Genomic DNA, 23,834 nt, shown 5'->3' with positions numbered 1-23,834 from the left:
TATCCGCTTTTTATCAGTTTGATGTCGGACGCCACAGCGACAGCGGCCGCTTGCTCTGGCGGACCGGCAGATCGACGCTGTCGAGGATCTTCTCGAAGGCCTTCCATGCCGCGCGCGCTCCCCATGCCTGATCAGCGAAACTGATACCGGCTGCGCTCATGGCGGTCCACAGGGCCTCATCGGTGTAAAGCTGGCAGACCTGATCCGCCAGCGCCTGTGCATCATCAGCGACCAGGACGTCGCGGCCGGCCACCAGCCCCATGCCTTCGGTGGCGATGGTGGTGGCCACGCTGGGCAGGCCGACGGCCATGGCACTGCCGATCTTGCCCTTGATGCCGGCACCGTAGCGCAAAGGCGCAACGTTGACACGCATGCGGTCCTGCAGGGGCTGCAGATCGTCAACAAATCCCGTGATGATCACGCGCTCGCTGGCCAGTGCCTCAATGCTGGCAGGCACGTTGCTGCCGACCACATGCAGGCGCACGTCGGGCAACTTCTGGTGAATCAGCGGCAGCACCTCGGCCACGAAGTACTCGACGGCGTCCACGTTGGGCGTGTGCTGGTAGCCGCCCACGAAGATGATGTCCTGGCGCTCGGCAAAGCCGACGCGGGTACCCGGCACATCCATGATCAGGGGCAGCACGTGCACCGGTGCTTGCGGCAACTCCTGCTTGAGCAGCGCCTGCTCGGCCGTACTCACGACGATGCTGGCGTCGGCGCGGCGAATGGCATCATGCTCGATGAGCTTCATCTGCTCGACGTCGCGCTTGTTGTCGATGCCGGCAACGGCGGCCTCGCGCTGCATGCGCAGGTAATGCAGATCCACGGTGTGATAGATCAGCTTGGCATGCGGGCAATGGCGACGCACGGTTTCCAGATGCTTCTCGATGACGCCCGGGCGAATCAGCAGCGCCAGGTCATAGCGGTAACCGCACTGCTTGACGTGCGCCTCCACCGACGGGCAGTAAGGTTCATAAAGCACCTCGACACCATAGGCCTGCAGCTCATCGGTGTATCCGGGCAGATACAGATGATTGTCCTCGGCCACGAAGGTGACCTGGAAGCCCATCTCGCGCATCAGCAGCATGAGATTGAAGATGATCACCGATCCCGCATCGCGGTCGGGCGTCGGCGTGCAATGATCCACCACCAGTACGCGGCGCGTGGCCGTGCGGTCCTTGGCACGGTCGACGTCCACGCCGTTGTCCTGGTAGGTCGCCAGCAAGTCCTTCCAGCGCTCGTATTGCTTGCGCATGTTCTCGACCTGATAGGCCTTGACGCCAGAGTTGAGGTCGGTGCCGTTGCTTACGCCTTCATAGTGGACGATCACGGACTGCGGCTGGTAGATCACCCGATAGCCGCGGCTGCGGATGCGCAATGCCAGATCGGAATCCTCGCAGTAGGCCGGCAAGTACAACTCGTCAAAACCGCCCAGCTCGGCATACAGCGCGGCCGGCACCACGATCGAAGCGCCCGAGCAGTAGTCGGTTTCGCGGGCGTAGCAATAGACGGGGTCGAGCTGGTCCTTGTAGCGGCCGAAATTCCAGGCGCTGCCATCCTTCCAGATGATGCCCCCGGCCTCTTGCAGCACGCCGTCAGGGTAGACCAGCTTGGAACCGACCAGGCCGGTCCCCGGGAACTGGTCGAAGGTGGCGATCAGGGTATCGAGCCAGCCTGGCGTGACTTCGGTATCGTTGTTGAGGAAATACAGGTACTGCCCGCGGGCCTGCTTGGCACCGAGGTTGCAGGAGCGCAGGAATCCCTGGTTGGTCTCGTTGAGGACCAGGCGAATGCCCTTGACCTTCGCCAGGATGTCACGCGATTCGTCAGGCGAGCAGTCGTCCACCACGATCACCTCGAACGGCAGGGCCGGCAGATGGCGCTGGATCGACGCCAGGCAGCGCAGGGTGTAGTTGTGCTTGCCGTAGATGGGCACGATGACCGATACCACCGGCTGCGCGTGCTGCGGCAACTCGATGGTGGTGGTCTGCCACGGGAACTCGGTATAGGGCGTTCCCTTGATGGCGCGTGCCTGGTTGCCGACACGGCCGCGATCGACACGGGTCAGCAGACGCCAAAGCGCCGGCAGATACTTTTGCACGAAGCGGCGATGTCCCACGCGCGCTTGCGCCGAGAACGGAATGCTGCGATAGATCCAGCGCGCCCCGCCAAAACCATACCCGCTGTAACGGCGAATCTGGGCGCCGGGTGTCATCACCCATCGGCGAGCTTCGCGCAAGGGCAAGGAGGCCTTCCAGGAAATACTGGTGGTCACCGTAGTGAAGGCTTCCTGCGCGGCCTCCAGCTCGGCATTGAGGCGCTTGATGTGTTCGGCGCGTTCCTCCAGCTGATGGGCACGCTCATTGAGGATGCGATCCCGGTCCTTGACGGCGGCTTTCCACTGGCGCAGCAGTTCGGATCTGAGTGGATCCTGCTCGAACAAGCCGGTCGACAGCGCCGGCAGCTCCACATCCGAAGCCAGCGCAACCCAGTAGAGCGGACGCGGCAGTCCAGTACTGGGACGGATCTCGCGATCCTGCATTTCGTAGTGGATCGACTCCGACGCCCCGGCCTCCGGGAAGATCGCCGAACCGTACACCAGCCGTTGTCCAAAGTAGCGGGTGTTCTTGTACCAGCCCGAGAGCAGCTGCTTGAACTCCTGTTCGTAGAGCTCCTTGACGTGGTACGGGTTGCTGTAGTTCGGCACTTCCGAATAGAAATGCTTGTCGGGATTGGAAATCAGCAACAGGCCATCGGGACGCAGCACGCGCTTGAACTCGCGCATCATTTCTTCGTGCTGCTCGTGATGTTCGATGGTCTCGAAGCTGACGATCAGGTCGACGCTGTGATCGGGCAGCGGAATGGCCGCACAATTGCCCTCCAGATAGCGCAGGTTGGGACGCTGGTAGCGTGCGCTGGCATGGGCCACGGCTTCGGGGGCGATATCGACGCCCGTCACCTGGCGCGCCACTTCCGAGATCAGGGCGGAACCATAGCCTTCGCCGCTGGCGATATCCAGCACATCCTTGCCGACGGCCAGTTCGCGCGCCTGCAGATAGCGGTGCCAATGTTCGAGCTCGATATTGCCATGCTCTTCCGGGACAAAGCGTTCGCCCGTGAATTCCAGGCCCGATTGCTGCGGCGTGCCGGACTGGCTGTCATTTCTGGATTGCACGTTCATTATTGATCATTTCGGCTACGGCCAATTGCAACGGGATGGCCATGGTTTGAAGAAAGGGATGCGGTATTGCGCAGGAGGGCTGCGGCGCGCATGGTCAGGCCGGCTCCAGCACGATGGCCTGCATGGGTATGCCCACCAGTCCGCTGGAAACACTGCTGGACTCGGACTTGAAGATCAGGGCGTCATGAATCCAGTGCAATTGTACATGCTCGTCCTGCGTGCCCTCGGCCACGGCGACGTTGATCGAATACTGGCCATTGGGCAAGATCGGCATGCGAAACTCGAAGCGCGCCTGCAGCTGCTCACCCGCCGCGCACGGTACCGGGTCGGACTCATAGCTGAGATAGGTGTTTTCCCCAAACAGCGTCTGTCCCAGCTTGTCCTTGACGAAGAAACCGACGATCGGCGAGCGCAAGGAATCGACAGCCGTGATGCTGATGGCGAGCGTCACCGCCTCGCCGCCCACCACCCAGTTCAGACGCTCGCCATCCTCACCGACGAAACTCACATCGGTAATGGCGGCACCGCCGCTGCCCAGCGCTGCGGCCTCCGGATCGAAGGTGAAGACCTGCAGGTCATTGCGCAGGTTGCTGGCATTGATCTTGTCACGCCGCACATCCACGCTCGGACCTTCAGCGCGAATGCTGGACCGCGCCACCTTGGCGACGGCGCTCTTGCCCTGCTGAGCCTCATAGAATTCCTGCAGGTACAGATCGCAGACATGGCGTGGCTCGCCTGCCGAGCGCATGTGACCGCGGTCGATCCAGACGGCATGCGTGCACAGGTTCTTGATCGAGGCGGTGTCATGGCTGACGAACAGCACCGTACCGGTCTTCATGAACCCGCGCAGGAAGCGCATGCATTTCTGGGTGAAGAAGGCATCGCCTACAGCCAGCGCTTCATCGATCACGAGGATGTCGGCATCGACGTGGGCGATCACGGCAAAGGCCAGGCGCACATACATGCCGCTGGAATAGGCCTTGACCGGCTGGTCCATGAAATCGCCGATATCGGCAAACGCCTCGATGTCCTTGAAGCGGGCTTCGATCTGCTGGCGCGTGAGTCCCAGCAGCTGTCCGTTCATGAAGACATTTTCGCGTCCGCTGTATTCCGGATTGAAACCGGACCCCAGCTCCAGCAAGGCTGCCACGCGCCCCGTGACCTCGACCGATCCGGCGCTCGGATTGAGCGTGCCGCAGATGATCTGCAGCAGAGTGCTCTTGCCCGAGCCGTTGCGGCCGATGATGCCTACCGTTTCGCCCTTGCGAATTTCCAGCGAGATATCGGACAGCGCATGGTGCTTGCGCGCCAGCTGATGCGCGCGCTGGCCCAGGCGTTGCCGCAAACCCGGAACCGGCATGATTCTGGCCAGACCCGCCAGTACCGCCTGGGTGAGCCGATCGGCAGGTCGCTCGTAGGTGTTGAAGCTCTTGCTGACACCGGAGACGCGGATCGCAATATCAGAGGACATCCGCGAAACCCTTTCTGGCCTTTTGAAAACAGAAATAACCGAACCAGGCCGTCACTGCGGCGACGGCCGCATACACCAGCCATTCGCGCCAGTCGGGCGCATGGCCGTAGATCAACACCTGGCGCGATTGCTCGATGGGAATCGCCAGCGGATTCAGCCGCGCCAGCGAACGCCACTGCTCCGGCAATGCAGAGGTCGGAAAGAAGATCGGCGACAGGAACATGAGGCCGGTGAGGAAGATGCCGATGGTCTGGCCAATGTCACGCAGATAGACGCCGGTGGCCGCCAGCAGCCAGCTTGCCCCGGCAATCAGCATGGCCAGGGGCAGCAGCACCAGCGGTATGTACAGCGCCGTCACCGGCACATGGCCCGCCACAGTCCATTCGAAACCAACCAGGACCAGCAGGCTGACTGCTGCATGAAACAGCGCCGACAGGAGATTGACGCAAGGCAGGATCTCCAGCGGGAACACCACTTTCTTGACGAAGTTGACGTTGTTGAGCACCAGGCTGGGCGCCTTGCCGATGCATTCCGAAAAGAAATTGAAGACGATCAGCCCGGCAAACAGCACGATGGCGAATTGCGATTGCGACTCGTCGCCGGTCCCGCCCCACTTCGCTTTGAAGACATGGCTGAACACCAGCGTGTAGATGGTCAACATGAACAAGGGCGTCACGAGACTCCAGAAGACGCCCAGCAAGGAACCCTTGTAGCGGCCGATGGCCTCGCGACGCGCCAGTTCCAGCATCAGGACGCGATGGTTCCACAGTCCGGACAACATCGAGAGGGGCGTGCTCTTATGCTTGATCATGGTGCGCAAACAATTCTGCCAGGCAGCGATCGACGTCATCCTGCCAGGCAGCGATGGGCAGGCCGAAGGTCTGCGTGAATTTTTCCAGCGACAGGCAGGAATTGGACGGGCGCGGTGCCGGTACCGGATAAGCCGATGCAGGGATGGCCTCGATGTCGGCTGCCTTGATGTTCAAGGGCTGCCCGGCTTCGGCTGCACGCTCGATGACGTATTGAGCGTAGCCATGCCAGTTGGTCCGGCCTCCGCCGGTGAAATGGTAAATGCCCGCCGTATCGGCCACGCGCGCGGGCGTGCCGGCGTTGTCGCCTGCCATCAAGGCATCGCGGGTAGCTTCAGCAATTGCGCGGGCGAAGGTCGGCGCACCGAACTGGTCCGCCACGACACGCAGGCTGGTGCGCTCGCTGGCAAGACGCAGCATGGTCTTGAGGAAGTTGCCGCCGTGCACGCCATAGACCCAGCTGGTCCGCCAGATCCAGAACTTGTCGCTAGCCGCCGCGATGGCCTGCTCGCCCGCCAGCTTGGTCTTGCCGTAGACGCTCTGCGGATCGGTCGGATCGGTTTCGAGGTATGGCCCGGCCTTGCGTCCATCGAAGACGTAGTCGGTGGAATAATGAATCAGTGCCGCCCCCAGAGCGCTGGCCTCTTCGGCCATGACGGCAGGAGCCTGCGCATTGATCGCGTGCGCTGCCGCCTGCTCGGTCTCGGCGCGATCCACTGCGGTGTAGGCCGCGGCATTGATGATCACATCGGGGGCTTGCGCGCGAATCAGACTGCGCAACTGCCCGATATCGGCCAGGTCCAGCGTCTGACGATCAAACGCCGCGACCTCGGCCACGCCACGAAACGCACGGACCAGTTCACTGCCAAGCTGACCGTTCTTGCCGGTCACCAGAATCTTCATTCAAATACCTCCGCATCGGCCAGCAATGCGCCGACCGCGTCCTTCGCCGACAACACGGGCTCGCCATCCAGCGGCCAGTCGATCCCCAGCGCCGGATCATCCCAGCGAATGCAGCGCTCATGCTGGGGCGCCCAGTAATCGGTGGTCTTGTAGAGGAATTCAGCGTAGTCGGTGGTGACCACGAAACCATGGGCAAAGCCCGGCGGAATCCACAGCTGGCGGCGGTTTTCGGCAGACAGCCGCACGGCGGTCCAGCGTCCGAAATGCGGCGAACTCTTGCGGATGTCCACGGCGACGTCATACACCTCGCCCATGATCACGCGCACCAGCTTGCCCTGCGCCTGCTGGATCTGATAGTGCAGCCCGCGCAGGACATTGCGTGCCGAGCGCGAATGATTGTCTTGCACGAAGTTGACGCGCTGACCAGTCGCTTCTGCGAAGCGCTGCTCATTGAAGCTTTCATAGAAAAACCCGCGGTCATCGCCAAACACCTTGGGTTCGATGATCACTACTCCGGGCAGGTCTGTCGTCTGGATTTGCATGCTGCGTCAATGGGCTAGGGAAAAATCAAAACGGACCCCATCGGGATCCGCATGGCTGATGTCCGATGGGCGTGGACTAGACGATATCTCCGCGCAACAGTCTGAACAGATACTGTCCGTAGGCGTTCTTCTTGAGAACCTCGGCCTGGCGCTCAAGCATTTCGGCGTCGATGTAGCCCTTGCGGAAAGCGATTTCCTCCGGGCAGGCCACCTTCAGTCCCTGGCGGTGTTCGAGGGTGGCGATGAATTGCCCGGCCTCAAGCAAGGAATCCTGCGTACCGGTATCGAGCCATGCCATGCCGCGCCCCATCAGTTCCACATTCAGGGTACCTGCTTCAAGGTAGGCACGGTTGACGTCGGTAATTTCCAGCTCGCCGCGGGCGGAGGGCTTGATCGATGCCGCGATGTCACACACCTGCTTGTCGTAGAAATACAGCCCGGTCACGGCGTAGTTGGAACGCGGTGCGGCCGGCTTTTCTTCGATGCTGACCGCGCGCCGCTGAGCGTCGAACTCGACCACGCCATAACGCTCGGGATCATTGACATGATAGGCGAAGACGGTCGCACCACTCTCGCGCGCCGCAGCGTGCTTGAGGTTGCGCTCGAAATCCTCGCCGTGATAGATGTTGTCACCCAGAATCAGTGCCGAGTTCTCGCCGTTGATGAAGTCACGGCCGATGATGAAGGCTTGTGCCAGGCCATCCGGTGTAGGCTGCACCGCGTAGTTCAGCGACAGGCCCCACTTGCTGCCGTCACCGAGCAGGTCGCGGAAACGCGGCAGGTCCTGCGGTGTCGAGATGATGAGGATGTCGCGAATCCCCGCCAGCATCAGCGTGCTCAGCGGGTAATAGATCATGGGCTTGTCATAGACCGGCAGCAGCTGCTTGGACACCACCGTGGTGACGGGGTACAGGCGCGTGCCCGAGCCTCCCGCGAGAATGATGCCCTTCTTGGTGCTTGCCGATTGGGTAGCTGTGCTCATTATTGTGCTCCGGCGATTTGCTCACGGCCATGGTAATTGCCTTCGATCCACTTGCGGTATTCGCCCGAACGCACGTTGGCTACCCAGTCCTGATTGGCCAGATACCACTCGACCGTCTTGCGCATGCCGGTCTCGAAGGTCTCGGCCGGGGTCCAGCCCAGTTCGCCGGCGATCTTGGCGGCGTTGATGGCGTAGCGACGGTCATGGCCGGGACGATCTGCCACGAACACGGCCTGATCAAAATACTTGCCGCTGGCCTTGGGCGAAAGCTCATCCAGCAGGCCGCACAAGACCTTGACCACGTCCAGGTTGGCCTTTTCATTGTTGCCGCCGACGTTGTATTCCTGCCCGGGACGACCGGCCTCCAGCACGCGGCGGATGGCCGCGCAGTGATCAGTCACGTACAGCCAGTCCCGCACTTGCATGCCGTCACCGTAGATGGGCAGCGACTGCCCCGCCAGGGCATTGGAAATGACCAGGGGAATCAGCTTCTCGGGGAAGTGATAAGGACCGTAATTGTTGGAGCAATTGGTCACCAGGGTCGGCAAACCGTAGGTGTGATGATACGAGCGCACCAGGTGGTCGGAAGCCGCCTTCGAGGCCGAATAAGGGCTGTTGGGCGCGTACGGCGTGGTCTCGGTGAAGGCCGGATCCTCAGGGCTGAGCGAGCCGTAGACTTCATCGGTGGACACGTGCAGGAAACGGAAATCGGATTTTTCCTGTCCGTCCAGCCCGTTCCAGTAGGCACGAGCTGCCTCCAGCAGGGAGAAGGTACCGTTGATGTTGGTGCGAATGAACTCGCCCGGACCATGGATGGAACGATCCACATGGCTTTCGGCGGCGAAGTGCAGGATGGCGCGCGGACGGTACTGCAGGAACAACGCCTGCACCTGATCCTGATCGCAGATGTCACCTTGGACGAAAATATGGCGGGGATCATCCCCCAGGCTCTTGAGATTTTCAAGATTGCCTGCATATGTCAGCTTGTCGAAATTGACGACAGACTCGTCATTGGACTTCAGCCATTCCAACACGAAATTGGAACCGATAAAGCCCGCCCCCCCGGTGACAAAAATCATTTCACGACCCTGATAAATTTACGGCAAATAGCAATGGACTCGTTAAGTTGCCTTTAAGACAACCCCAAAAGCCAACGACCGAGAATTATCTCAGAACTGGTGACCAATTGCGAGATTGGCCGCTTGACAGGCGTTCCCGAAAGCAACAACTCCTTGCGCCTCGTAAAGTTACGAGTTCTGAAACTGACTTCACGCGCTCATCTTGCCAACAGGGGTGCCAGCAGTTCTGTTGTTTTATGCGAGGCGCCCTGATGCGCGCCGGCGAAGCCATGCGCCGCATGCGTCATGGCAGCGATCCGATCCGGATCGGCAAACAGCGCGCTCGCCATGTCCCACAATTGTTCAGCTGAAGAGATGCGACAAGCCGCACCGGCCTCGATGGCCTGGTCCGTGATACTGAGGAAATTGAAGGTGTGCTCGCCGACCAGCACCGGCTTGCCCAGCGCCAGCGCCTCAATCAGGTTCTGCCCCCCCAGCGGCAACAGACTGCCGCCAATGAAGGCCACATCACACAAGGCGTAATAGGCGAACATTTCTCCCATGGAATCGCCCAACACGACATCCACCTGATCCCAGTCAACGTCCTGCCCCAGGGCGGCACGCCGGCGCAAGCGCAAACCCTGTGCCTGTACCATTCCGGCCACCTCATCGAAACGCTGCGGGTGGCGCGGCACGATCACCGTCAGCCAGCCGGTCCTCCCCAGCTTGGCCAGCGCATCCAGAATCAAGGCTTCCTCGCCCTCGCGCGTGCTGGCACAGAGCAGGATCTTGCGCTCCCCGATGGCGCGCTTCCATGCAAGACCGCGTTCGACCATCTCGGCCGGCGGCTGCACGTCGAACTTGAGGCTGCCGGTCACTTCGACGTGCCGCGCCCCGAAGGCACGCAGGCGCTCAGCGTCGGCCGGCGACTGGGCCGCGACCACATCGATCGCCTCGGCCGCCGGACGCAGCAGCGCGGCAAAACGCTGGCCGCGCCGCAGTGAACGCTCCGACAGGCGGGCATTGGCCAGCATCACCGGCACCTGGTGCCGGCGGCATTGCCTGATCAGGTTGGGCCAGACTTCAGTCTCCATCAGCACGCACACCACAGGCCGGAAGTGGCGCAGGAAACGCGCGCACATCCATCCCGTGTCGTACGGCAGGAAGCTCTGCACCACGCGCGCACCGTGCTTGCCATAGACCTGAGTCCCCGTCTCGCGGCCGGTGGCGGTCATGCAGGTGAGCAGAATGGAATGCTGCGGATATTGCTGCAACAAGGCGTCGATGAGCGGCTCGGCGGCACGTGTCTCGCCAACCGAGACGGCATGCACCCAGATGAAACGCGCCTGTGGGCCAGACAGGCGCGCCTCTTGCGAATAGAAGCCCAGGCGTTCGCCCACATGCGCCCGGTAGCCCGGTTCCTTGCGGCCGCGCCGCCACAGGCGCAGCAGTACCAACGGCAGCACCAGCCACCAGACGAGTGAATACAGCAGCCGCATCTCAGACCAGGGGATGGCCGACCAGGCGCGTCAGAATGGCCAGCGGACTGGATTGCGGATCATATTGCTGGTCCGGTGCCAGGTGCAGGGTCTGTTCCATCATGTACTGGCCCGACATGACCGCGTGCGAGGCCTGGTCCGAGAAGCAGATCCAGACGGAGCCGGCGGCAAACGGCATGGTGACCTGCTGGGCATCCTGCTGGTACTGCATGTCGCCCTTCATGCCGTCATGCAATTGCAGCATGAGGTGATCGTATTCGCTGCGGAAGGACTTGGTCACATGCAGCGCCTTGAGCACGCTGGCCTGCCAGCGCACATAAGGTTTGGCACGCGGCAAAAAGCGCTGCGCCACGGTCTCGAAAGGCTCGCCCACGCGCCAGACGCGCGGCACGCCATCGGGATTCACATTGGTAAAGACGCGCAGGATGCGTTCGCCGTAATTGGGCCGCGAAGGAAAGGCGTCCACGTGCATGCGGCGGTCATCGGCACGCCACGACTGGGCCCGCGTCTCCACCTGCATCGGGCGGTAGCTGGTCGGAGCAATGCGCAAGGCATCGCGGTATTTGGGCAACAAGGTATGCACCAGCGACAACGCCTGCTCGCGGAAGCGGCCAATCATCGCGGCCAGCGCCAGCTGCTGCTCGGTGCCGCCGGCGGCACCCTTGATGTGTCCGCGGGCGTCCAGGCTGATGTTGCGCGACTTGGGCGCGCGCACGGCCGGATCCAGCAGCTTGCGCTCGGAGTCCATCAACTGGAAAGCCAGCTGCGGGAAGTAAAGCACCTTGCCGGCTTCCAGCGCAGTGATCCAGTCCTGATTGGGATACTCGACCTGCCATTCGGTCAGGCCAATCTCGATAATTTGCGATTCCATGGCGCGTATTATGCCCGCAAGCGCTCTGCCCGTGTGGCCAACCCGGTGGCCCTGGCACGCCTGCAAGGCAGGCCGGATGCGGCTTGTCACGCAAAGTTGATGCTTTGAACAGGGCGTTTGATCTGCTTCAACGCATACCCAAGTCCGCCCCAAGGGACAATCAAACTCAGGCCAGCAGGCGCAGCGCGGCCGTCAACACATCCTCTTCGGACGGCGGCGCGCCCAGATCGCCCAGGTTGATGATCGCCGGCGACCAGTTGCCCTCGGTCTTCCAGCGCGGCGAGTCACAGTAGAGTTCGATCGTCGGCTTGCCATAGGCGGCGGCGATGTGGGTCAGGCCGGTATCGAGTCCGACCACCAGCCGCGCCTGCTGCACCAGGGCCACGGCCTGCATCATCGGCAGCGCCGGCAGCACGGTGGCACCGGGAATGCCGGCCGCCAACTGGCGTGCCGCCTCCTGCTCGCGGGCACTGCCCCAGGGCAGCAGGATTTGCAATCCGCGCGCGGCCAGGGCCTGGCCCAGCTTGATCCACTGCGCCTGCGGCCACTGCTTGGCAGCACGGGCGGTACCATGGAAGAAAACGACATACGGCTGCTCCGGCATCCAGGCCCAGCGCGCAGGCTCCGGCGGCTGCAGGGCAAAGTCGGGCTGCCCGTCCAACTGATAGCCCAGCGCAGCCGCCGCGACCAGCCTGGCGCGCGTGACGGCGTGCGTGCGCAGGCCGACCGGGATGCTCTGGTCATGGAAAATGCGGGAGATTGGTTCATATCCCGAGCCTTCGGTCGCATTGGCCAGGCCGATGCGGCGGCCCTGCGGTGCCAGGCGCGCCATGCGCATCACGACGCTGGTCTTGAGCAGGCCCTGGGTATCGAACACGAGGTCATAGCGCTCGGCCTGCAGCTCCCGCCGGAATGCCCCGATCTCGGCGCGCGTGGCCGCCGAGAACAGGGTCTTGCGCCAGCGCCGCAGGGCGATCGGGATGATCTTGCGGACGTGGGGATTGAGGCCGACCAGGCTGGTGTAGCCCTCTTCGACCGCCCAGTCGATCTGAGCCGCGGGGAAATGACGATGGATGTCCGCCACCATCGGCATGTTGTGGACGACGTCTCCCAGCGAGGAGACACGGACGATAAGAATGTTCAAGGCTGACCCACGTTGGCGTGACTTTATTGGTGGGCCAGCATCTTACCTCATCGGCCCATCAGAACGGCAGTGTCACATCAGGACGCGCGGCCAGGATGACCTTGCGGAATTCGCCCTGGATGCGCTCCAGTGCCTCGGGCGTCTCGGCCTCGAAACGCAGCACCACCACCGGCGTGGTGTTGGAGGAACGGGCCAGACCGAAGCCGTCGGCGTACTCCACGCGCAGGCCGTCGATGGTGATGATGTCCTGAGCACCCTCGAACCTGGCATCGCTTTGCAGCTTGCCGATGAGCGCGAAGTTCTCACCTTCCTGCAGCTTCAGCTGCAGTTCCGGGGTGCTGACCGATTGCGGCAGGGCATTGAGCACGGCCGACGGATCGCTCTGGCGGGCCATCAGTTCCAGCATGCGCACGCCGGCGTAGAGGCCGTCGTCGAAGCCGAACCAGCGGTCCTTGAAGAAGATGTGGCCGCTCATCTCGCCGCCCAGCGGCGCACCGGTTTCGCGCAGCTTGGCCTTGACCAGCGAGTGGCCGGTCTTCCACATCAGCGGCTGGCCGCCGCGTGCGGTGATCCAGGGCGCCAGGTGGCGGGTGCACTTGACGTCGTACAGGATTTCCTTGCCCGGGTTGCGGGTCAGCACGTCTTCGGCGAAGAGCATCAGCTGGCGGTCCGGGTAGATGATCTGGCCATCCTTGGTCACCAGGCCGAGGCGGTCACCGTCGCCATCGAAGGCCAGGCCGAGTTCGTTGTCGGTTTCCTGCAGGCAGCGGATCAAGTCCTGCAGGTTTTCCGGATGAGCCGGGTCGGGGTGGTGGTTGGGGAAATTGCCATCCACTTCGCAGAACAGCTCGGTGACTTCACAGCCCAGCGCGCGATAGATTTCACCGGCAAAGGCACCGGCCACGCCGTTGCCGCAGTCCACGGCGATCTTCAGGGGACGGGCCAGCTTGACGTCCGAAATCATGCGGGCGATGTAGGCGGCCTTGATGTCATGCGTGCTGTAGTTGCCGGCACCCTGCGGGAATTCGCCCTTGACGATGGCCTGGTACAGGCCCTGGATGGTCTCGCCGTGGATGGCTTCACCGGCCAGCACCATCTTGAAACCGTTGTAGTCCGGCGGATTGTGGCTGCCGGTGACCATGATGCCGGACTGCGTGTCCAGCACGTGGGTGCCGAAATAGACCATCGGCGTGGCGACCATGCCGAGATCGATCACATCCACCCCGACCGCCTGCAAACCCTTGGCCAGCGCGGCCGACAGCGAGGGGCCCGAGAGCCGGCCATCGCGCCCGATCACGACCTTCTTCTGGCCCTTGGCCAGGGCGGCGGCACCGAAGGCCTGACCGATCTGGAAGGCGACCTGGTCGTCCAGGGTTTTGTCGATGATGCCGCGGATGTCGTAGGCTTTGAAAATGGAATTGGAGATCATGGAAAACAGGTCCTCAAGTACGGATACGGGTTGGAGGGAATACGGATTCAGAGCGGAGCCATCATGATTTGCTGACCACCTCAAGACGCGGGCTCTCCAGTCGCTGCGCGGCCTGGCGGCGCTTCTCGACAAAGGCCCAGTCAACGATCTCGGCTGCCGGCTGGTAGCCGCTGACCAGCTTGTGCAGCAGCGCGCGGATGGCCCCGATGTCATTGGCCTGCAGCGCGTCATGGAGATGGCGCAGTTCCTCGGCCAGACGGTCCCACGGGATGAAATCTTCATGCGCGGTCATGATGCGCGGATGCGCGGTCGGCGCCGGCTGTTCGCCGATGAGCAATTCTTCATACAGCTTCTCACCCGGGCGCAGTCCGACCGTCTGGATTTCGATGTCGCCGTCCGGATTGTGCTCATCGCGTACCGACAAGCCGGACAACTCCACCATGCGTCGCGCCAGATCAAGGATGCGGACCGGCTCGCCCATGTCGAGCACGAACACGTCACCGCCTTCGGTCATCGCACCGGCCTGGAGGACCAGTTGCACGGCCTCCGGAATGAGCATGAAGTAGCGCGTCACCTCGGGATCGGTGAGCGTGATCGGACCGCCGGCCTTGATCTGCTCGCGGAACAGCGGCACCACCGAGCCGGAAGAGCCCAGCACATTGCCGAAACGCACCATCGAAAAACGCGTCAGGTTGCGCGTCCCGGTGCCATTGGCTTCCTGCCCGAGGAAACGCGGCACCACCTCGACATCGGAGAGCGACTGCAAGACCATTTCCGCCATGCGCTTGCTGGCCCCCATGATGTTGGTCGGGCGCACCGCCTTGTCGGTGCTGATGAGCACATAGTCGCTGACCTGGTTTTCAATCGCTGCCCGCGCCACGCAATAGGTCCCGAAGACGTTGTTGGTCACGCCCTCGACCGGGTTGTGCTCAACCAGCGGCACGTGCTTGTAGGCCGCGGCGTGGTAGATCGTGCGCGGTTGCCAGGTACGGCAGACCTGGCTGATGCGATCGAAGTGGCAGACGTCGCCCAGCAGCGGGATCAGTTCAGTGCCGGGCGAGACGCTGGCCTGCCGCTGCTGCAGATCGCGGTGAATCGTGTAGAGGTTGTATTCATTCTGCTCGAACAGCAGCAGCTTGGAGGGCCGCGAGCTGAGGATCTGGCGGCACAGCTCACTGCCGATGCTGCCGCCGGCCCCGGTGACCAGCACCACCTTGTTGGTGACGTTGCGGCCTACCAGCGCGGGATTGGGCAGCACCGGCTCGCGTCCCAGCAAATCGAGGATATCCAGTTCATGGGCATCGGTGATGGCCACTTTTCCTTGCGCCAGGTCTGCCAGATCGGGGACCGAGCGGATATGCACATGGAACGGCCGCAACTTCTCGATGATTTCCTTGCGCCGGGCCCGGCTGATGGAGGGCAGCGCGAGCAGGATATCGGTGATCGCAAAGGTCTCGATCAGACGCTCCGCCTCGCTGGCGGGATAGACGCGGCGGCCGTTGATGGTCTTGCCATAGAGTTCGCGGTTGTCTTCCAGGAAACCGAACAGCACCAGCTGGTGCTGCCGCTCCATGGCTTCGGCAATCTGCGCGCCCACCTGGCCGGCACCGTAGACCAGCAGACGCGACTGGCGCAGATGCTTGCGCTTGGAATCGACCTGGCTCAGCCACAGCCGGGCAAAGGCGCGGCTTCCGCCCACCATCACCAGCAGCAGCAGCGGCTGCAGGACGCCGAGCGAACGCGGAACGCCCGGCAAGGCCAGCCACACCAGCAAGGTGAACAGCAACAGTCCATAGAGAGCGACGGCCTTGGCGATGGTCACGATCGCGGCAATCCCGGTGTAGCGGAACACCGAGCGGTACAGGCCCATGCGCACGAAGATGGGCAACATCAGTACCGGAGCAATCTGGTAGACATGCCACTGGTAACCCTGCGGCCAGTGCAAGCTGTCCAGGCGCAGGGAAAAGGCGATCCAGGTCGCCAGCAAGGAGATCAGGACATCGATGGTGGCAACGATGGCTTGCTTGTTCAACCGCGGCAAATCCAGCACATGGCGTCTCATGACTGCCAATCCTTCATTTTTATTGGTTCCTTGCAAGATGTTCAGTGAGAAATACCATCCCGTCCGAGCACTTTGGCCACCGTCATCCAGAGGATGCGCAGGTCGAAGAAGAAGGACTGCTGTCTCAGGTATTGCTCGTCGAACTGGACCTTGACGGGAATCGGCAGTTCATCGCGCCCATTCACCTGTGCCCAGCCCGTCAGGCCCGGCTTGAGCCTGTGTACCCCGCGTTCACTGCGCAACGCGATGAGATCATGCTGATTGTAAAGCGCCGGCCGGGGACCGACCAGCGACATGTCGCCTCGCACGATGCTCCACAGTTGCGGCAGCTCATCCAGGCTGGTCTTGCGCAGCAGTCCGCCGATGGGCGTCAGGTGTGAACCGGAATCGGTCAACAGATGCGTCGCCACCGCCGGGGTTCCCGTTTTCATCGACCGGAATTTGGGCATGCTGAAGATCCGGTTATCCTGCCCTACCCGATCCGACCAGTACAGGACCGGTCCGCGCGAGGTCAGCTTGACCAGGATGGCCACCAGCAACATCGGTAGTGCCAGCACCAGGCAGGCCGCCACAGCAACAAAAATGTCAAAGAAACGTTTCATGATCAAAATAGGCACAACCGTGCAAATGCCGTCGTATGATAACTTTTATGTATGACAGCCGCTAACATTTCCTTGCCCATTCTTGCAGGCACAGCAAGCTTTTTACTTCATATGCATTCTTCTTCCCCTATCTATGCGATCGGCGACCTGCAGGGTTGTGCCGGTTCCCTGGAACAGTTGCTGGCCAGCCTCCCGGACACCACCCCTTCACTGATCTTCGCCGGCGACCTCATCAACCGCGGCCCCCAATCCCTTCACACCCTGCGCACCGTGATGCAGATGGGCGAGCGCGCCCAATCGGTGCTGGGCAACCATGACCTGCACCTGCTGGCCGTGGCCTGCGGCATCCGCCCGGCGCACCGCGACGACACCCTCGACGATATCCTCAACGCCCCCGACCGCGACGAGCTCATCGACTGGCTGCGCCACCGCCCCCTGGCCATCCACGAACAAGGCCACCTGATCGTGCATGCCGGCGTGCTGCCCCAATGGGACCGGCAGCAAGCCCTGGCGCTGGCCAACGAGGTGGAAACCATGCTGCGCAGCAACCAGTGGATGGACTTCCTGCGCCACATGTACGGCAACCAGCCCGATCGCTGGAGCGATGACCTGACCGGCCACGAGCGCCTGCGCTGCATCATCAATGCCTTCACCCGCCTGCGCTTCTGCCAGGCGGACGGGACGATGGACTTTGCGGTGAAGGAAGGCGCGGCAGCGGCGCCGGAGGGACTGATGCCCTGGTTCGAGGTGCCAGGGCGGAAGACCGAGGACGTGACCGTGGTCTTCGGTCACTGGTCCACACTGGGACTGGTGATGCGCCCCAACCTGATCGCTCTCGACACCGGATGTGTCTGGGGCGGCAAGCTCAGTGCGGTGCGACTTGAGGATCGGGCGCTGTTCCAGGTGCAGTGTCCGCAGGCGCGGCGGCCGGGCTGAGCGATTCCGGCGAGTATCCCAGTCCGGTGGCAATGACTTCACGCGCGGTGCGCGCGAGGTCGCGGCGATGCGCGCCTTCCGTGCTGATCAGGGGCAATTGTTTCAGTTCGGCCGTCATCCCCTTGGACTTGAGGATGCTCATGATGCTCTCGGCGATGGACATATCCCCGATGAAGTCAGCCGCCGCATGCAGCCGGCCCTCGCCATCCACATAACGCAGCGCATACGGCTGCACCGGTGCCTTGGCATCGATGGCGGCCTCGAACAGGTTGGCGTGGAAAGGCAGCAGCGTGCCCTGCGCGGCCGTCGTGCCTTCAGGGAAGAAGGCCACGTGCTCGTCCTTCTCGATGCTTTCCACCAGACCTTTGAAAATGCGCCGCACGTCGCTGGCCTTGCCGCGCGAAATGAAGATGGTGCCGGTCTTGGCGCACAGCCAGCCGATCAGCGGCCAGCTGCGGATTTCCGACTTGGCCACGAAACGGCAGGGCTGCAGCGAGTTGACCACGAAGATGTCCAGCCAGCTCACGTGATTGGACACCAGCAACGAACGCGGAATCGGCAGCGGGCTGTCGATCTTGATGGCGATGCCGCAGATGCGCAGCAGCTTGCGCGACCAGCGCCGGATGTGCGCCTCCCGCCCCTTCTCGGAGGTGAACGGGAACAGGAAGGCACAGACCGCCATGCCCTTGAAGAGATGCGCGATCAGGCGCAGCAAACGGAAAACGAACATGGCGTATTCGGGTCTTGATGAGGTCGTGATCGAATCGTCGTGACGAAAAACGGCTTGATCGAAATTCAAGATCGAAGTTGCCCGCAGCCAACCATCGATCAAGAAAAAATCAAACTGAAAATCAAGCGACAGGTTTTCAGCGCTCGAAGGCAATATGCCCCGAGACGATGGTCGCCTTGACCACGCCCGGCAGCTCATAGCCCAGGAACGGGGTGTGCTTGCCCTGGCTGGCCAGTGCCGAGCCCTGCACCTTCCACAAGGTGTTGGGATCGAACAGGCACAGGTCGGCCACGCTGCCCACAGCCAGGTTGCCCGCCTTCAGGCCCGCCACCTTGGCGGCGCGGTGCGTTACTTTCGAGATCGCCTTGGAGAGCACTTCCTTGCCCTCGCCTTCGGTCTCCAGCGCCCACTTCAGCGACAGCGACAGCAGCAGTTCCAGGCCGGTTGCGCCCGGCGAAGCTTCGCCGAAGGGCAGCAGCTTCTCATCGTCATCGACCGGGGTGTGATCCGAGCAGACGGCATCGATGGTGCCATCCAGCAAGGCCGTGCGGATCGCTTCACGGTCGCGCTGCGAGCGCAGCGGCGGCGTCATGCGGGCATTGGAATCGAAGAAGCCGATGTCCAGGTCGCACAGATGGATGTGGTGTACACCCACATCGCAGGTCACCGGCAGGCCTTCGCTCTTGGCCTGGCGCACCAGCTCCAGACCGGCGGCCGAGGACATGCGGCACAGGTGGACGCGGGCACCGGTGGCGCGCATCAGTTCGAACAGGGTATAGAGCGCAATGGTCTCCGACATCACCGGCACGCCCGACAAACCCAGGCGCGAAGCGGCCGGGCCGCTGTGGGCGATGCCGGTGCGGCCCAGGTGCGGGTCCTGGGGGCGCAGCCAGACGGTGTAGTTGAAGGTCTTGGCGTATTGCAGGGCCGACAGCAGCACGGTGGTATCGGTGATCGGCTCTTCGGCTTGCGAAAAGCCGATGCAACCGGCTTCGGTCAGCTCGGCCATTTCGGTGAGCGCCTTTCCCTTCAGGCCGGCGGTGAGCGCGCCCAGCGGATAGACGTGGGCCTGGTTCAGCGAACGGGCGCGGTGCTTGAGCATTTCCACCAGGCCGGGTTCGTCCAGCACCGGGTCGGTATCGGGCGGGCAGACCAGGCTGGTCACGCCGCCCTGGATGGCGGCCTGCATTTCGGATTCCAGCGTGGCCTTGTATTCGTAGCCGGGCTCGCGCAAGCGGGCCGACAGGTCCACCAGGCCGGGAGCCACGATCAGGCCGGTAGCGTCGATGGTCTTGTTGGCCACGAAGTCAGCCGGGGCCTGGCCGACGCCGACGATCTTGCCGGCGGCCACATACACATCCTGCTGGGCATCGATGCCGTTGGCCGGGTCGATCAGGCGGCCGTTCTTGATATGCAGTTTCATCAGTTCTTGTCTTCTTAACGGATCGTTCAAAACGTCGCGGTGACGGTCGTCGTCACCCGGGTTCAATTGCCAGCCACGATGCTCATGACCGCCATGCGCACCGCGATGCCGAAGGTCACCTGCGGCAGGATCACGGCCTGTGCGCCATCGGCCACGGCCGAATCGATTTCCACACCGCGGTTCATCGGGCCGGGGTGCATGACGATGGCGTCCGGCTTGGCCAGCGCCAGGCGTTCCGGGGTCAGGCCGTAGCTCTTGAAGAACTCCTGCGCCGACGGCAGCAAGGCGCCGCTCATGCGCTCGTTCTGCAATCGCAGCATGATGATGACGTCCACATCCTTCAAGCCCTCTTCCATGTTGTGGAAGACGCGCACGCCCATCTGCTCCAGGCCGCTGGGCAGCAAGGTACGCGGACCGATGGCGCGCACTTCCGGCACGCCCAGGGTGGTCAGCGCGTGAATGTCCGAGCGCGCCACGCGGCTGTGCAGGATGTCGCCGACGATGGCCACACGCAGGTTGGTGAAGTCTTTCTTGTAGTGACGGATGGTGTACATGTCCAAGAGACCCTGGGTCGGGTGCGCGTGGCGGCCGTCACCGGCGTTGACCACGTGGACGTGCGACTGCTTCGTATCGATCAGGTGCTTGGCGATCAGGAAGGGCGCGCCCGATTGCGCATGGCGCACCACGAACATGTCGGCGTGCATGGCCGCCAGGTTGTCGATGGTGTCCAGCAGCGACTCGCCCTTGCTGGTACTGGAGGCCTGGATATTGAGGTTGATCACGTCCGCCGAGAGGCGCTTGGAGGCAATCTCGAAGGTGGTGCGGGTGCGCGTGGAGTTCTCGAAGAACAGGTTGAAGACGCTCTTGCCGCGCATCAGCGGCACCTTCTTGACTTCGCGGTCGCCGATGCTGACAAAGGACGAGGCAGTATCGAGGATGTGCGTCAGGATCGAGCGCGGCAGGCCCTCGATGGTCAGCAGGTGTTGCAGTTCGCCGTTTTTGTTGAGTTGGGGATTAAGCATGGACCACCGTAAGGGAGAAGCGGCCGTCGTCGGCGCGTTGCAGTTGCAGGTTTTCTTGTTTGCTGAGTTCGACCGAGGCCGCGACGAAATCGGCGGCAATGGGCAGCTCGCGGCCACCGCGGTCCACCAGCGCCGCCAGCAGCACGCGCGCCGGACGGCCATAGTCGAACAGTTCGTTGATGGCGGCCCGTGTAGTGCGGCCGGTGTAGAGCACGTCGTCGACCAGCAGGATGGTGGCGCCCTCGACATCGAAGGGAATTTGGCTGGGCTTCACGTCAGCGCGCAGGCCCTTCTCGGAAAAATCGTCACGGTAAAAGGACACGTCGACGAAGCCCAGGCGCTCGGCCAGGCCCAGTTCGGTAGCCAGGCGTTCAGCCAGCCAGGCACCGCCGGAGTGGATGCCCACCAGCGCAACCTCGGTTGCGCCCTGCAGGCCGGCTTGGATCTGCTGTACCAAGGTTTGGTACAGCGCTTCTGCATCAAGCTGGGAAGGTGTTGTGCTCATGAATGTGCGTCGTCAAAGTATTGCTGCAAAATGATGGCGGCCGCCTGGTCGTCGATCTGTTCGCCGCGCTGGTGCTGGATGACCGCCGAACTGTAGCGTTCATCCACCAGCGTGACCTCGAGCCCGTAGCGGCCGTGCAACTGGTTGGCAAAGCGGCGGCAGCGCACGCTCATCTCGTGCTCGGCACCGTCCGGATGCAGGGGCAGGCCGACCACGCAGCGAGCCGGTTGCCACTCCGCAATCAGGCGCGCAATCGCCGCGAACTTGCCGTCGTTGGTCGCTTCGCTGATCACCGCAAGCGGCTGCGCCTGCTTCAGGCCGGTATTGCCCACGGCCACGCCGATGCGCTTCAAGCCGAAGTCGAAGGCCAGGATGGTATCCAAACGTCCCCGCTCCCTCAGGCCCGGCCGGCGTCGCCGGACAGCATCACCGGATCGATGCCCAAGAGGGCCAGCGCCGCCGTGAAGCGTTGCTCCACCGGCAACTCAAAAATGATGGCAGGGTCAGCCTTGACCGTCAGCCAGCCATTGCGGCCGATCTCGCCTTCGAGTTGGCCCGGGCTCCAGCCCGAGCAACCCAGGGTGACCAGCACGCGCTCGGGGCCATCACCGTGGGCCACCGCTTCGAGCACGTCCTTGGAGGTGGTCAGCGCGACCTCATCGGTAACCTGCAGGGTCGAGGAATATTTTTCCGAGGTCGAATGCAGCACGAAGCCGCGCTCCACCTGCACCGGGCCGCCGAACATGACCGGGCGGCGATACAGCTCGGGCATGGCATCGGGGGTGTCGGGCCGGATCTCCAGCTTGAGATTGATGCGGTCGAACAGCACATCCATGGTCATGTCGGTGGGCTTGTTGATGACCACGCCCAGCGCGCCGTTGTGGTTGTGCTCGCAGAGATAGACCACGGTGCCGCCGAAGATCGGGTCCAGCATGGACGGCATGGCGATGAGGAAATGATTGGTCAGGTCCAGTTCCAGCGGGGGACGGACCTCGTCAGCGGCATCGTCGCCCTCGGCCTGGCCGCTGGCATCGGAGCCGGCAGCGTGGCGGGAAGGGGCGTCGGAATGGAATGGGTCGAAAGCGCCAAAGGAATCCACGGATTCGTCGAAATCCTCGGCTGAGAAACTGAAGGGAGAATTGCGTCTCTTGATCATCCCGGCATTTTAGCAGTTTTGGCCGGGATCCCATGTGGCTCGTGGGGCAGCGCGAGCAAAGCCGGCCGCATGCAGCCGGCTTTACTGACCTCAATTGCCCTCGAGCATCTTTTTGACAGCCTGCCTCGCCTGCGCACCGAGTTCGGCCAGATCCACGCCGGGGATGGCGTCATCGCGGACCACGGCGCGGCCACCGACCCACATTGCCTTCAGGAAAGGCCGACCACCCGAGGCGACGGGGCCGATGGCTGGATCATGCAAGCCGAAGTAGCGCGGATCATCCAGCCGGTACAAGGCGATGTCAGCTTGCTGACCCACCTGCAGGCCCTGCAGCCCGTCCAGGCCGAGCACGCGGGCCCCGCCGGTCGTGCCCCAGCGCACCACATCCTCCACCGTCGCTTCATCGGCACCGCCTTCGAAGGCCCCGCCCCGGAACGCCGGAGTGGCTTCCTGGCCGCGCCGGGCGCGCTGCATCAGCCAGGCGGCATGCGTTTCCGAGATCATGTCGGCCGCCTCGTTGGAGGCCGCACCATCCACGCCGATGGACACCGGCACGCCCGCCGCCTCCAGCGCCCGGATCGGGGCGATACCGCTGCCCAGGCGACCGTTGCTTTGCGGGCAATGGGCGATGCCCGTTCCGGTACTTCCCAGCAAGGCAATTTCCTCGGCATCGAGCTTGACCAGATGCGCAAACCACACGTCCGGCCCCAGCCAGCCGATGCGCTCGCAGAATTCCACCGGGCGGCAGCCATGCATGGCGTGTGCGCTGTCCTGGTAGCCGACGGTCTCCGAGAGATGGCTGTGCAGCCGCACCCCCGACTCCCGCGCGGCATCGGCGATGGTACGCATTTCCTCCGGGGCCGCCGAATACAGCGGCGTGGTCGGTGCCATCACCACGCGCCGCATCGAAGCGGGCGCGGGATCATGAAAGCGCCTGGCCAGGCGCTGCATGTCGGTCAGGAAAGCATCGAGCGTCTCCGGACGCAGTGCACTGGGCAACTCCGCCTCCAGCTGCCGCGTGCGGGTGGCGGTGCCCCGGCACAGGACGAAACGCAGGCCCAGCTTCTCCGCTTCCTCGAACAGGATCTCCGAGGTATCGAACGGCATGCCGGGGTAATACAGGTAGTTGTGATCGGCAATCGTGCCGCAGCCCGAGCGCATCAGTTCGACCATGCCGATGCGCGCTGCCAGGCGGAACAGCTCGGCATCGAATTTGGCGCGATAGCGATAGGGCGTGGCCGCCAGCCAGGGGGTGAGCGTGGCATTGATGCCCAGCGGATCACCCTTCAACAACGACTGGAACAGGTGATGATGGGTATTGACCCAGGCCGGATAGGCCACGCAATCGCCGGCATCGATCACGTTCTCACCGGGCAGTGCGTCGAGTTTTCCGATGGCGGCAATCACCCCATCGGCCACGCGGATGTCGGGACCGGCGTGGCGCGCGGCCTCACCGGGCAGGCCGGTCAGGATGGCCTGCAGGTTGCGGATCAAGAAAGAGTTCATGAC

At 63.0% G+C, this 23,834-nt stretch carries 21 protein-coding genes; 1 reads left to right on the top strand and 20 read right to left on the bottom strand.

The features are described from left to right. Positions 1 to 13: 13 nt before the first annotated feature. The 13 genes from MKD49_RS20075 to MKD49_RS20015 form a co-directional block, all read right to left on the bottom strand. Positions 14 to 3,181, bottom strand: coding sequence for a glycosyltransferase (locus tag MKD49_RS20075; protein WP_209580068.1), 3,168 nt, complete (start codon positions 3,179 to 3,181; stop codon positions 14 to 16). 94 nt (positions 3,182 to 3,275) lie between these two features. Next, a complete protein-coding gene (locus MKD49_RS20070) occupies positions 3,276 to 4,652 on the bottom strand; it encodes an ABC transporter ATP-binding protein (protein ID WP_252697180.1) in 1,377 nt (458 codons plus the stop codon). Next, entirely contained in the window at positions 4,642 to 5,463 is an 822-nt protein-coding gene (locus MKD49_RS20065; protein ID WP_252697179.1) for an ABC transporter permease, read from the bottom strand. Before MKD49_RS20065 ends, MKD49_RS20070 begins: the two co-directional genes overlap by 11 nt. Continuing rightward, positions 5,450 to 6,364: a dTDP-4-dehydrorhamnose reductase gene (gene rfbD / locus MKD49_RS20060; RefSeq protein WP_252697178.1), complete on the bottom strand. Its 915-nt coding sequence runs from the start codon at positions 6,362 to 6,364 to the stop codon at positions 5,450 to 5,452. Before rfbD ends, MKD49_RS20065 begins: the two co-directional genes overlap by 14 nt. Next, complete coding sequence (gene rfbC / locus MKD49_RS20055) at positions 6,361 to 6,906, bottom strand: dTDP-4-dehydrorhamnose 3,5-epimerase (protein WP_034337978.1); 546 nt, start codon at positions 6,904 to 6,906, stop codon at positions 6,361 to 6,363. The genes rfbD and rfbC overlap by 4 nt, the downstream gene beginning before the upstream one ends. 76 nt (positions 6,907 to 6,982) lie before the next feature. Further along, positions 6,983 to 7,888: a glucose-1-phosphate thymidylyltransferase RfbA gene (rfbA, locus tag MKD49_RS20050; RefSeq protein ID WP_039789334.1), complete on the bottom strand. Its 906-nt coding sequence runs from the start codon at positions 7,886 to 7,888 to the stop codon at positions 6,983 to 6,985. After that, positions 7,888 to 8,967: a dTDP-glucose 4,6-dehydratase gene (rfbB, locus tag MKD49_RS20045; protein ID WP_034337994.1), complete on the bottom strand. Its 1,080-nt coding sequence runs from the start codon at positions 8,965 to 8,967 to the stop codon at positions 7,888 to 7,890. The genes rfbA and rfbB overlap by 1 nt, the downstream gene beginning before the upstream one ends. Positions 8,968 to 9,164: 197 nt before the next feature. Then, entirely contained in the window at positions 9,165 to 10,445 is a 1,281-nt protein-coding gene (waaA, locus tag MKD49_RS20040) for a lipid IV(A) 3-deoxy-D-manno-octulosonic acid transferase (protein WP_252697177.1), read from the bottom strand. 1 nt (position 10,446) lies between these two features. Further along, entirely contained in the window at positions 10,447 to 11,316 is an 870-nt protein-coding gene (locus MKD49_RS20035; RefSeq protein ID WP_034338000.1) for a Kdo hydroxylase family protein, read from the bottom strand. Between the two features lie 166 nt (positions 11,317 to 11,482). Continuing rightward, entirely contained in the window at positions 11,483 to 12,460 is a 978-nt protein-coding gene (gene waaC, locus MKD49_RS20030) for a lipopolysaccharide heptosyltransferase I (protein ID WP_121042739.1), read from the bottom strand. Positions 12,461 to 12,518: 58 nt separating this feature from the next. Then, complete coding sequence (locus tag MKD49_RS20025) at positions 12,519 to 13,889, bottom strand: phosphomannomutase/phosphoglucomutase (RefSeq protein WP_199725088.1); 1,371 nt, start codon at positions 13,887 to 13,889, stop codon at positions 12,519 to 12,521. A gap of 61 nt (positions 13,890 to 13,950) precedes the next feature. Beyond that, positions 13,951 to 15,951, bottom strand: a complete 2,001-nt coding sequence (locus MKD49_RS20020) for a nucleoside-diphosphate sugar epimerase/dehydratase (RefSeq protein ID WP_121042735.1) — start codon at positions 15,949 to 15,951, stop codon at positions 13,951 to 13,953. A gap of 41 nt (positions 15,952 to 15,992) precedes the next feature. Then, positions 15,993 to 16,553 carry a sugar transferase gene (locus MKD49_RS20015; protein ID WP_039789887.1) on the bottom strand — a complete coding sequence of 187 codons (561 nt, stop codon included), beginning with the start codon at positions 16,551 to 16,553 and terminating at the stop codon, positions 15,993 to 15,995. A gap of 111 nt (positions 16,554 to 16,664) precedes the next feature. On the opposite strand from MKD49_RS20015, the gene MKD49_RS20010 reads away from it, so the two are divergent. Next, complete coding sequence (locus tag MKD49_RS20010) at positions 16,665 to 17,489, top strand: symmetrical bis(5'-nucleosyl)-tetraphosphatase (protein ID WP_252697176.1); 825 nt, start codon at positions 16,665 to 16,667, stop codon at positions 17,487 to 17,489. Here the strand turns inward: MKD49_RS20010 and MKD49_RS20005 are convergent. From MKD49_RS20005 to MKD49_RS19975, 7 genes are all read right to left on the bottom strand, one after another. Further along, a complete protein-coding gene (locus MKD49_RS20005) occupies positions 17,419 to 18,219 on the bottom strand; it encodes a 1-acyl-sn-glycerol-3-phosphate acyltransferase (protein WP_209580082.1) in 801 nt (266 codons plus the stop codon). The genes MKD49_RS20010 and MKD49_RS20005 overlap by 71 nt on opposite strands. A gap of 136 nt (positions 18,220 to 18,355) precedes the next feature. Further along, a complete protein-coding gene (locus MKD49_RS20000) occupies positions 18,356 to 19,642 on the bottom strand; it encodes a dihydroorotase (protein ID WP_039789323.1) in 1,287 nt (428 codons plus the stop codon). 62 nt (positions 19,643 to 19,704) lie between these two features. Next, entirely contained in the window at positions 19,705 to 20,664 is a 960-nt protein-coding gene (locus MKD49_RS19995; RefSeq protein ID WP_008334861.1) for an aspartate carbamoyltransferase catalytic subunit, read from the bottom strand. Continuing rightward, on the bottom strand, positions 20,657 to 21,169 hold the full coding sequence (gene pyrR, locus MKD49_RS19990) for a bifunctional pyr operon transcriptional regulator/uracil phosphoribosyltransferase PyrR (RefSeq protein WP_121042729.1): 513 nt from the start codon (positions 21,167 to 21,169) through the stop codon (positions 20,657 to 20,659). The genes MKD49_RS19995 and pyrR overlap by 8 nt, the downstream gene beginning before the upstream one ends. Beyond that, complete coding sequence (gene ruvX, locus MKD49_RS19985) at positions 21,166 to 21,552, bottom strand: Holliday junction resolvase RuvX (RefSeq protein ID WP_008334858.1); 387 nt, start codon at positions 21,550 to 21,552, stop codon at positions 21,166 to 21,168. The genes pyrR and ruvX overlap by 4 nt, the downstream gene beginning before the upstream one ends. Positions 21,553 to 21,566: 14 nt before the next feature. Further along, positions 21,567 to 22,325, bottom strand: coding sequence for a YqgE/AlgH family protein (locus MKD49_RS19980; protein WP_198516533.1), 759 nt, complete (start codon positions 22,323 to 22,325; stop codon positions 21,567 to 21,569). Between the two features lie 90 nt (positions 22,326 to 22,415). Beyond that, entirely contained in the window at positions 22,416 to 23,831 is a 1,416-nt protein-coding gene (locus MKD49_RS19975) for an amidohydrolase family protein (protein WP_252697175.1), read from the bottom strand. Between the last annotated feature and the right edge of the window lie 3 nt (positions 23,832 to 23,834).

Source organism: Herbaspirillum sp. WGmk3 (assembly GCF_023952535.1).
GTDB lineage: Bacteria > Pseudomonadota > Gammaproteobacteria > Burkholderiales > Burkholderiaceae_D > Herbaspirillum > Herbaspirillum huttiense.
The sequence above is the reverse complement of the archived record's forward strand: the minus strand, read 5'-3'. Positions and strand labels throughout refer to the sequence as shown.

Bases quoted from the DNA above. Each gene is read 5' to 3' on its own strand.
- MKD49_RS20075 (WP_209580068.1), bottom strand. From the start codon at position 3,181: ATGAACGTGCAATCCAGAAATGACAGCCAGTCCGGCACGCCGCAGCAA.
- MKD49_RS20070 (WP_252697180.1), bottom strand. From the start codon at position 4,652: ATGTCCTCTGATATTGCGATCCGCGTCTCCGGTGTCAGCAAGAGCTTC.
- MKD49_RS20065 (WP_252697179.1), bottom strand. From the start codon at position 5,463: ATGATCAAGCATAAGAGCACGCCCCTCTCGATGTTGTCCGGACTGTGG.
- rfbD (WP_252697178.1), bottom strand. From the start codon at position 6,364: ATGAAGATTCTGGTGACCGGCAAGAACGGTCAGCTTGGCAGTGAACTG.
- rfbC (WP_034337978.1), bottom strand. From the start codon at position 6,906: ATGCAAATCCAGACGACAGACCTGCCCGGAGTAGTGATCATCGAACCC.
- rfbA (WP_039789334.1), bottom strand. From the start codon at position 7,888: ATGAGCACAGCTACCCAATCGGCAAGCACCAAGAAGGGCATCATTCTC.
- rfbB (WP_034337994.1), bottom strand. From the start codon at position 8,967: ATGATTTTTGTCACCGGGGGGGCGGGCTTTATCGGTTCCAATTTCGTG.
- waaA (WP_252697177.1), bottom strand. From the start codon at position 10,445: ATGCGGCTGCTGTATTCACTCGTCTGGTGGCTGGTGCTGCCGTTGGTA.
- MKD49_RS20035 (WP_034338000.1), bottom strand. From the start codon at position 11,316: ATGGAATCGCAAATTATCGAGATTGGCCTGACCGAATGGCAGGTCGAG.
- MKD49_RS20025 (WP_199725088.1), bottom strand. From the start codon at position 13,889: ATGATCTCCAATTCCATTTTCAAAGCCTACGACATCCGCGGCATCATC.
- MKD49_RS20020 (WP_121042735.1), bottom strand. From the start codon at position 15,951: ATGAGACGCCATGTGCTGGATTTGCCGCGGTTGAACAAGCAAGCCATC.
- MKD49_RS20015 (WP_039789887.1), bottom strand. From the start codon at position 16,553: ATGAAACGTTTCTTTGACATTTTTGTTGCTGTGGCGGCCTGCCTGGTG.
- MKD49_RS20010 (WP_252697176.1), top strand. From the start codon at position 16,665: ATGCATTCTTCTTCCCCTATCTATGCGATCGGCGACCTGCAGGGTTGT.
- MKD49_RS20005 (WP_209580082.1), bottom strand. From the start codon at position 18,219: ATGTTCGTTTTCCGTTTGCTGCGCCTGATCGCGCATCTCTTCAAGGGC.
- MKD49_RS20000 (WP_039789323.1), bottom strand. From the start codon at position 19,642: ATGAAACTGCATATCAAGAACGGCCGCCTGATCGACCCGGCCAACGGC.
- MKD49_RS19995 (WP_008334861.1), bottom strand. From the start codon at position 20,664: ATGCTTAATCCCCAACTCAACAAAAACGGCGAACTGCAACACCTGCTG.
- pyrR (WP_121042729.1), bottom strand. From the start codon at position 21,169: ATGAGCACAACACCTTCCCAGCTTGATGCAGAAGCGCTGTACCAAACC.
- MKD49_RS19980 (WP_198516533.1), bottom strand. From the start codon at position 22,325: ATGATCAAGAGACGCAATTCTCCCTTCAGTTTCTCAGCCGAGGATTTC.
- MKD49_RS19975 (WP_252697175.1), bottom strand. From the start codon at position 23,831: ATGAACTCTTTCTTGATCCGCAACCTGCAGGCCATCCTGACCGGCCTG.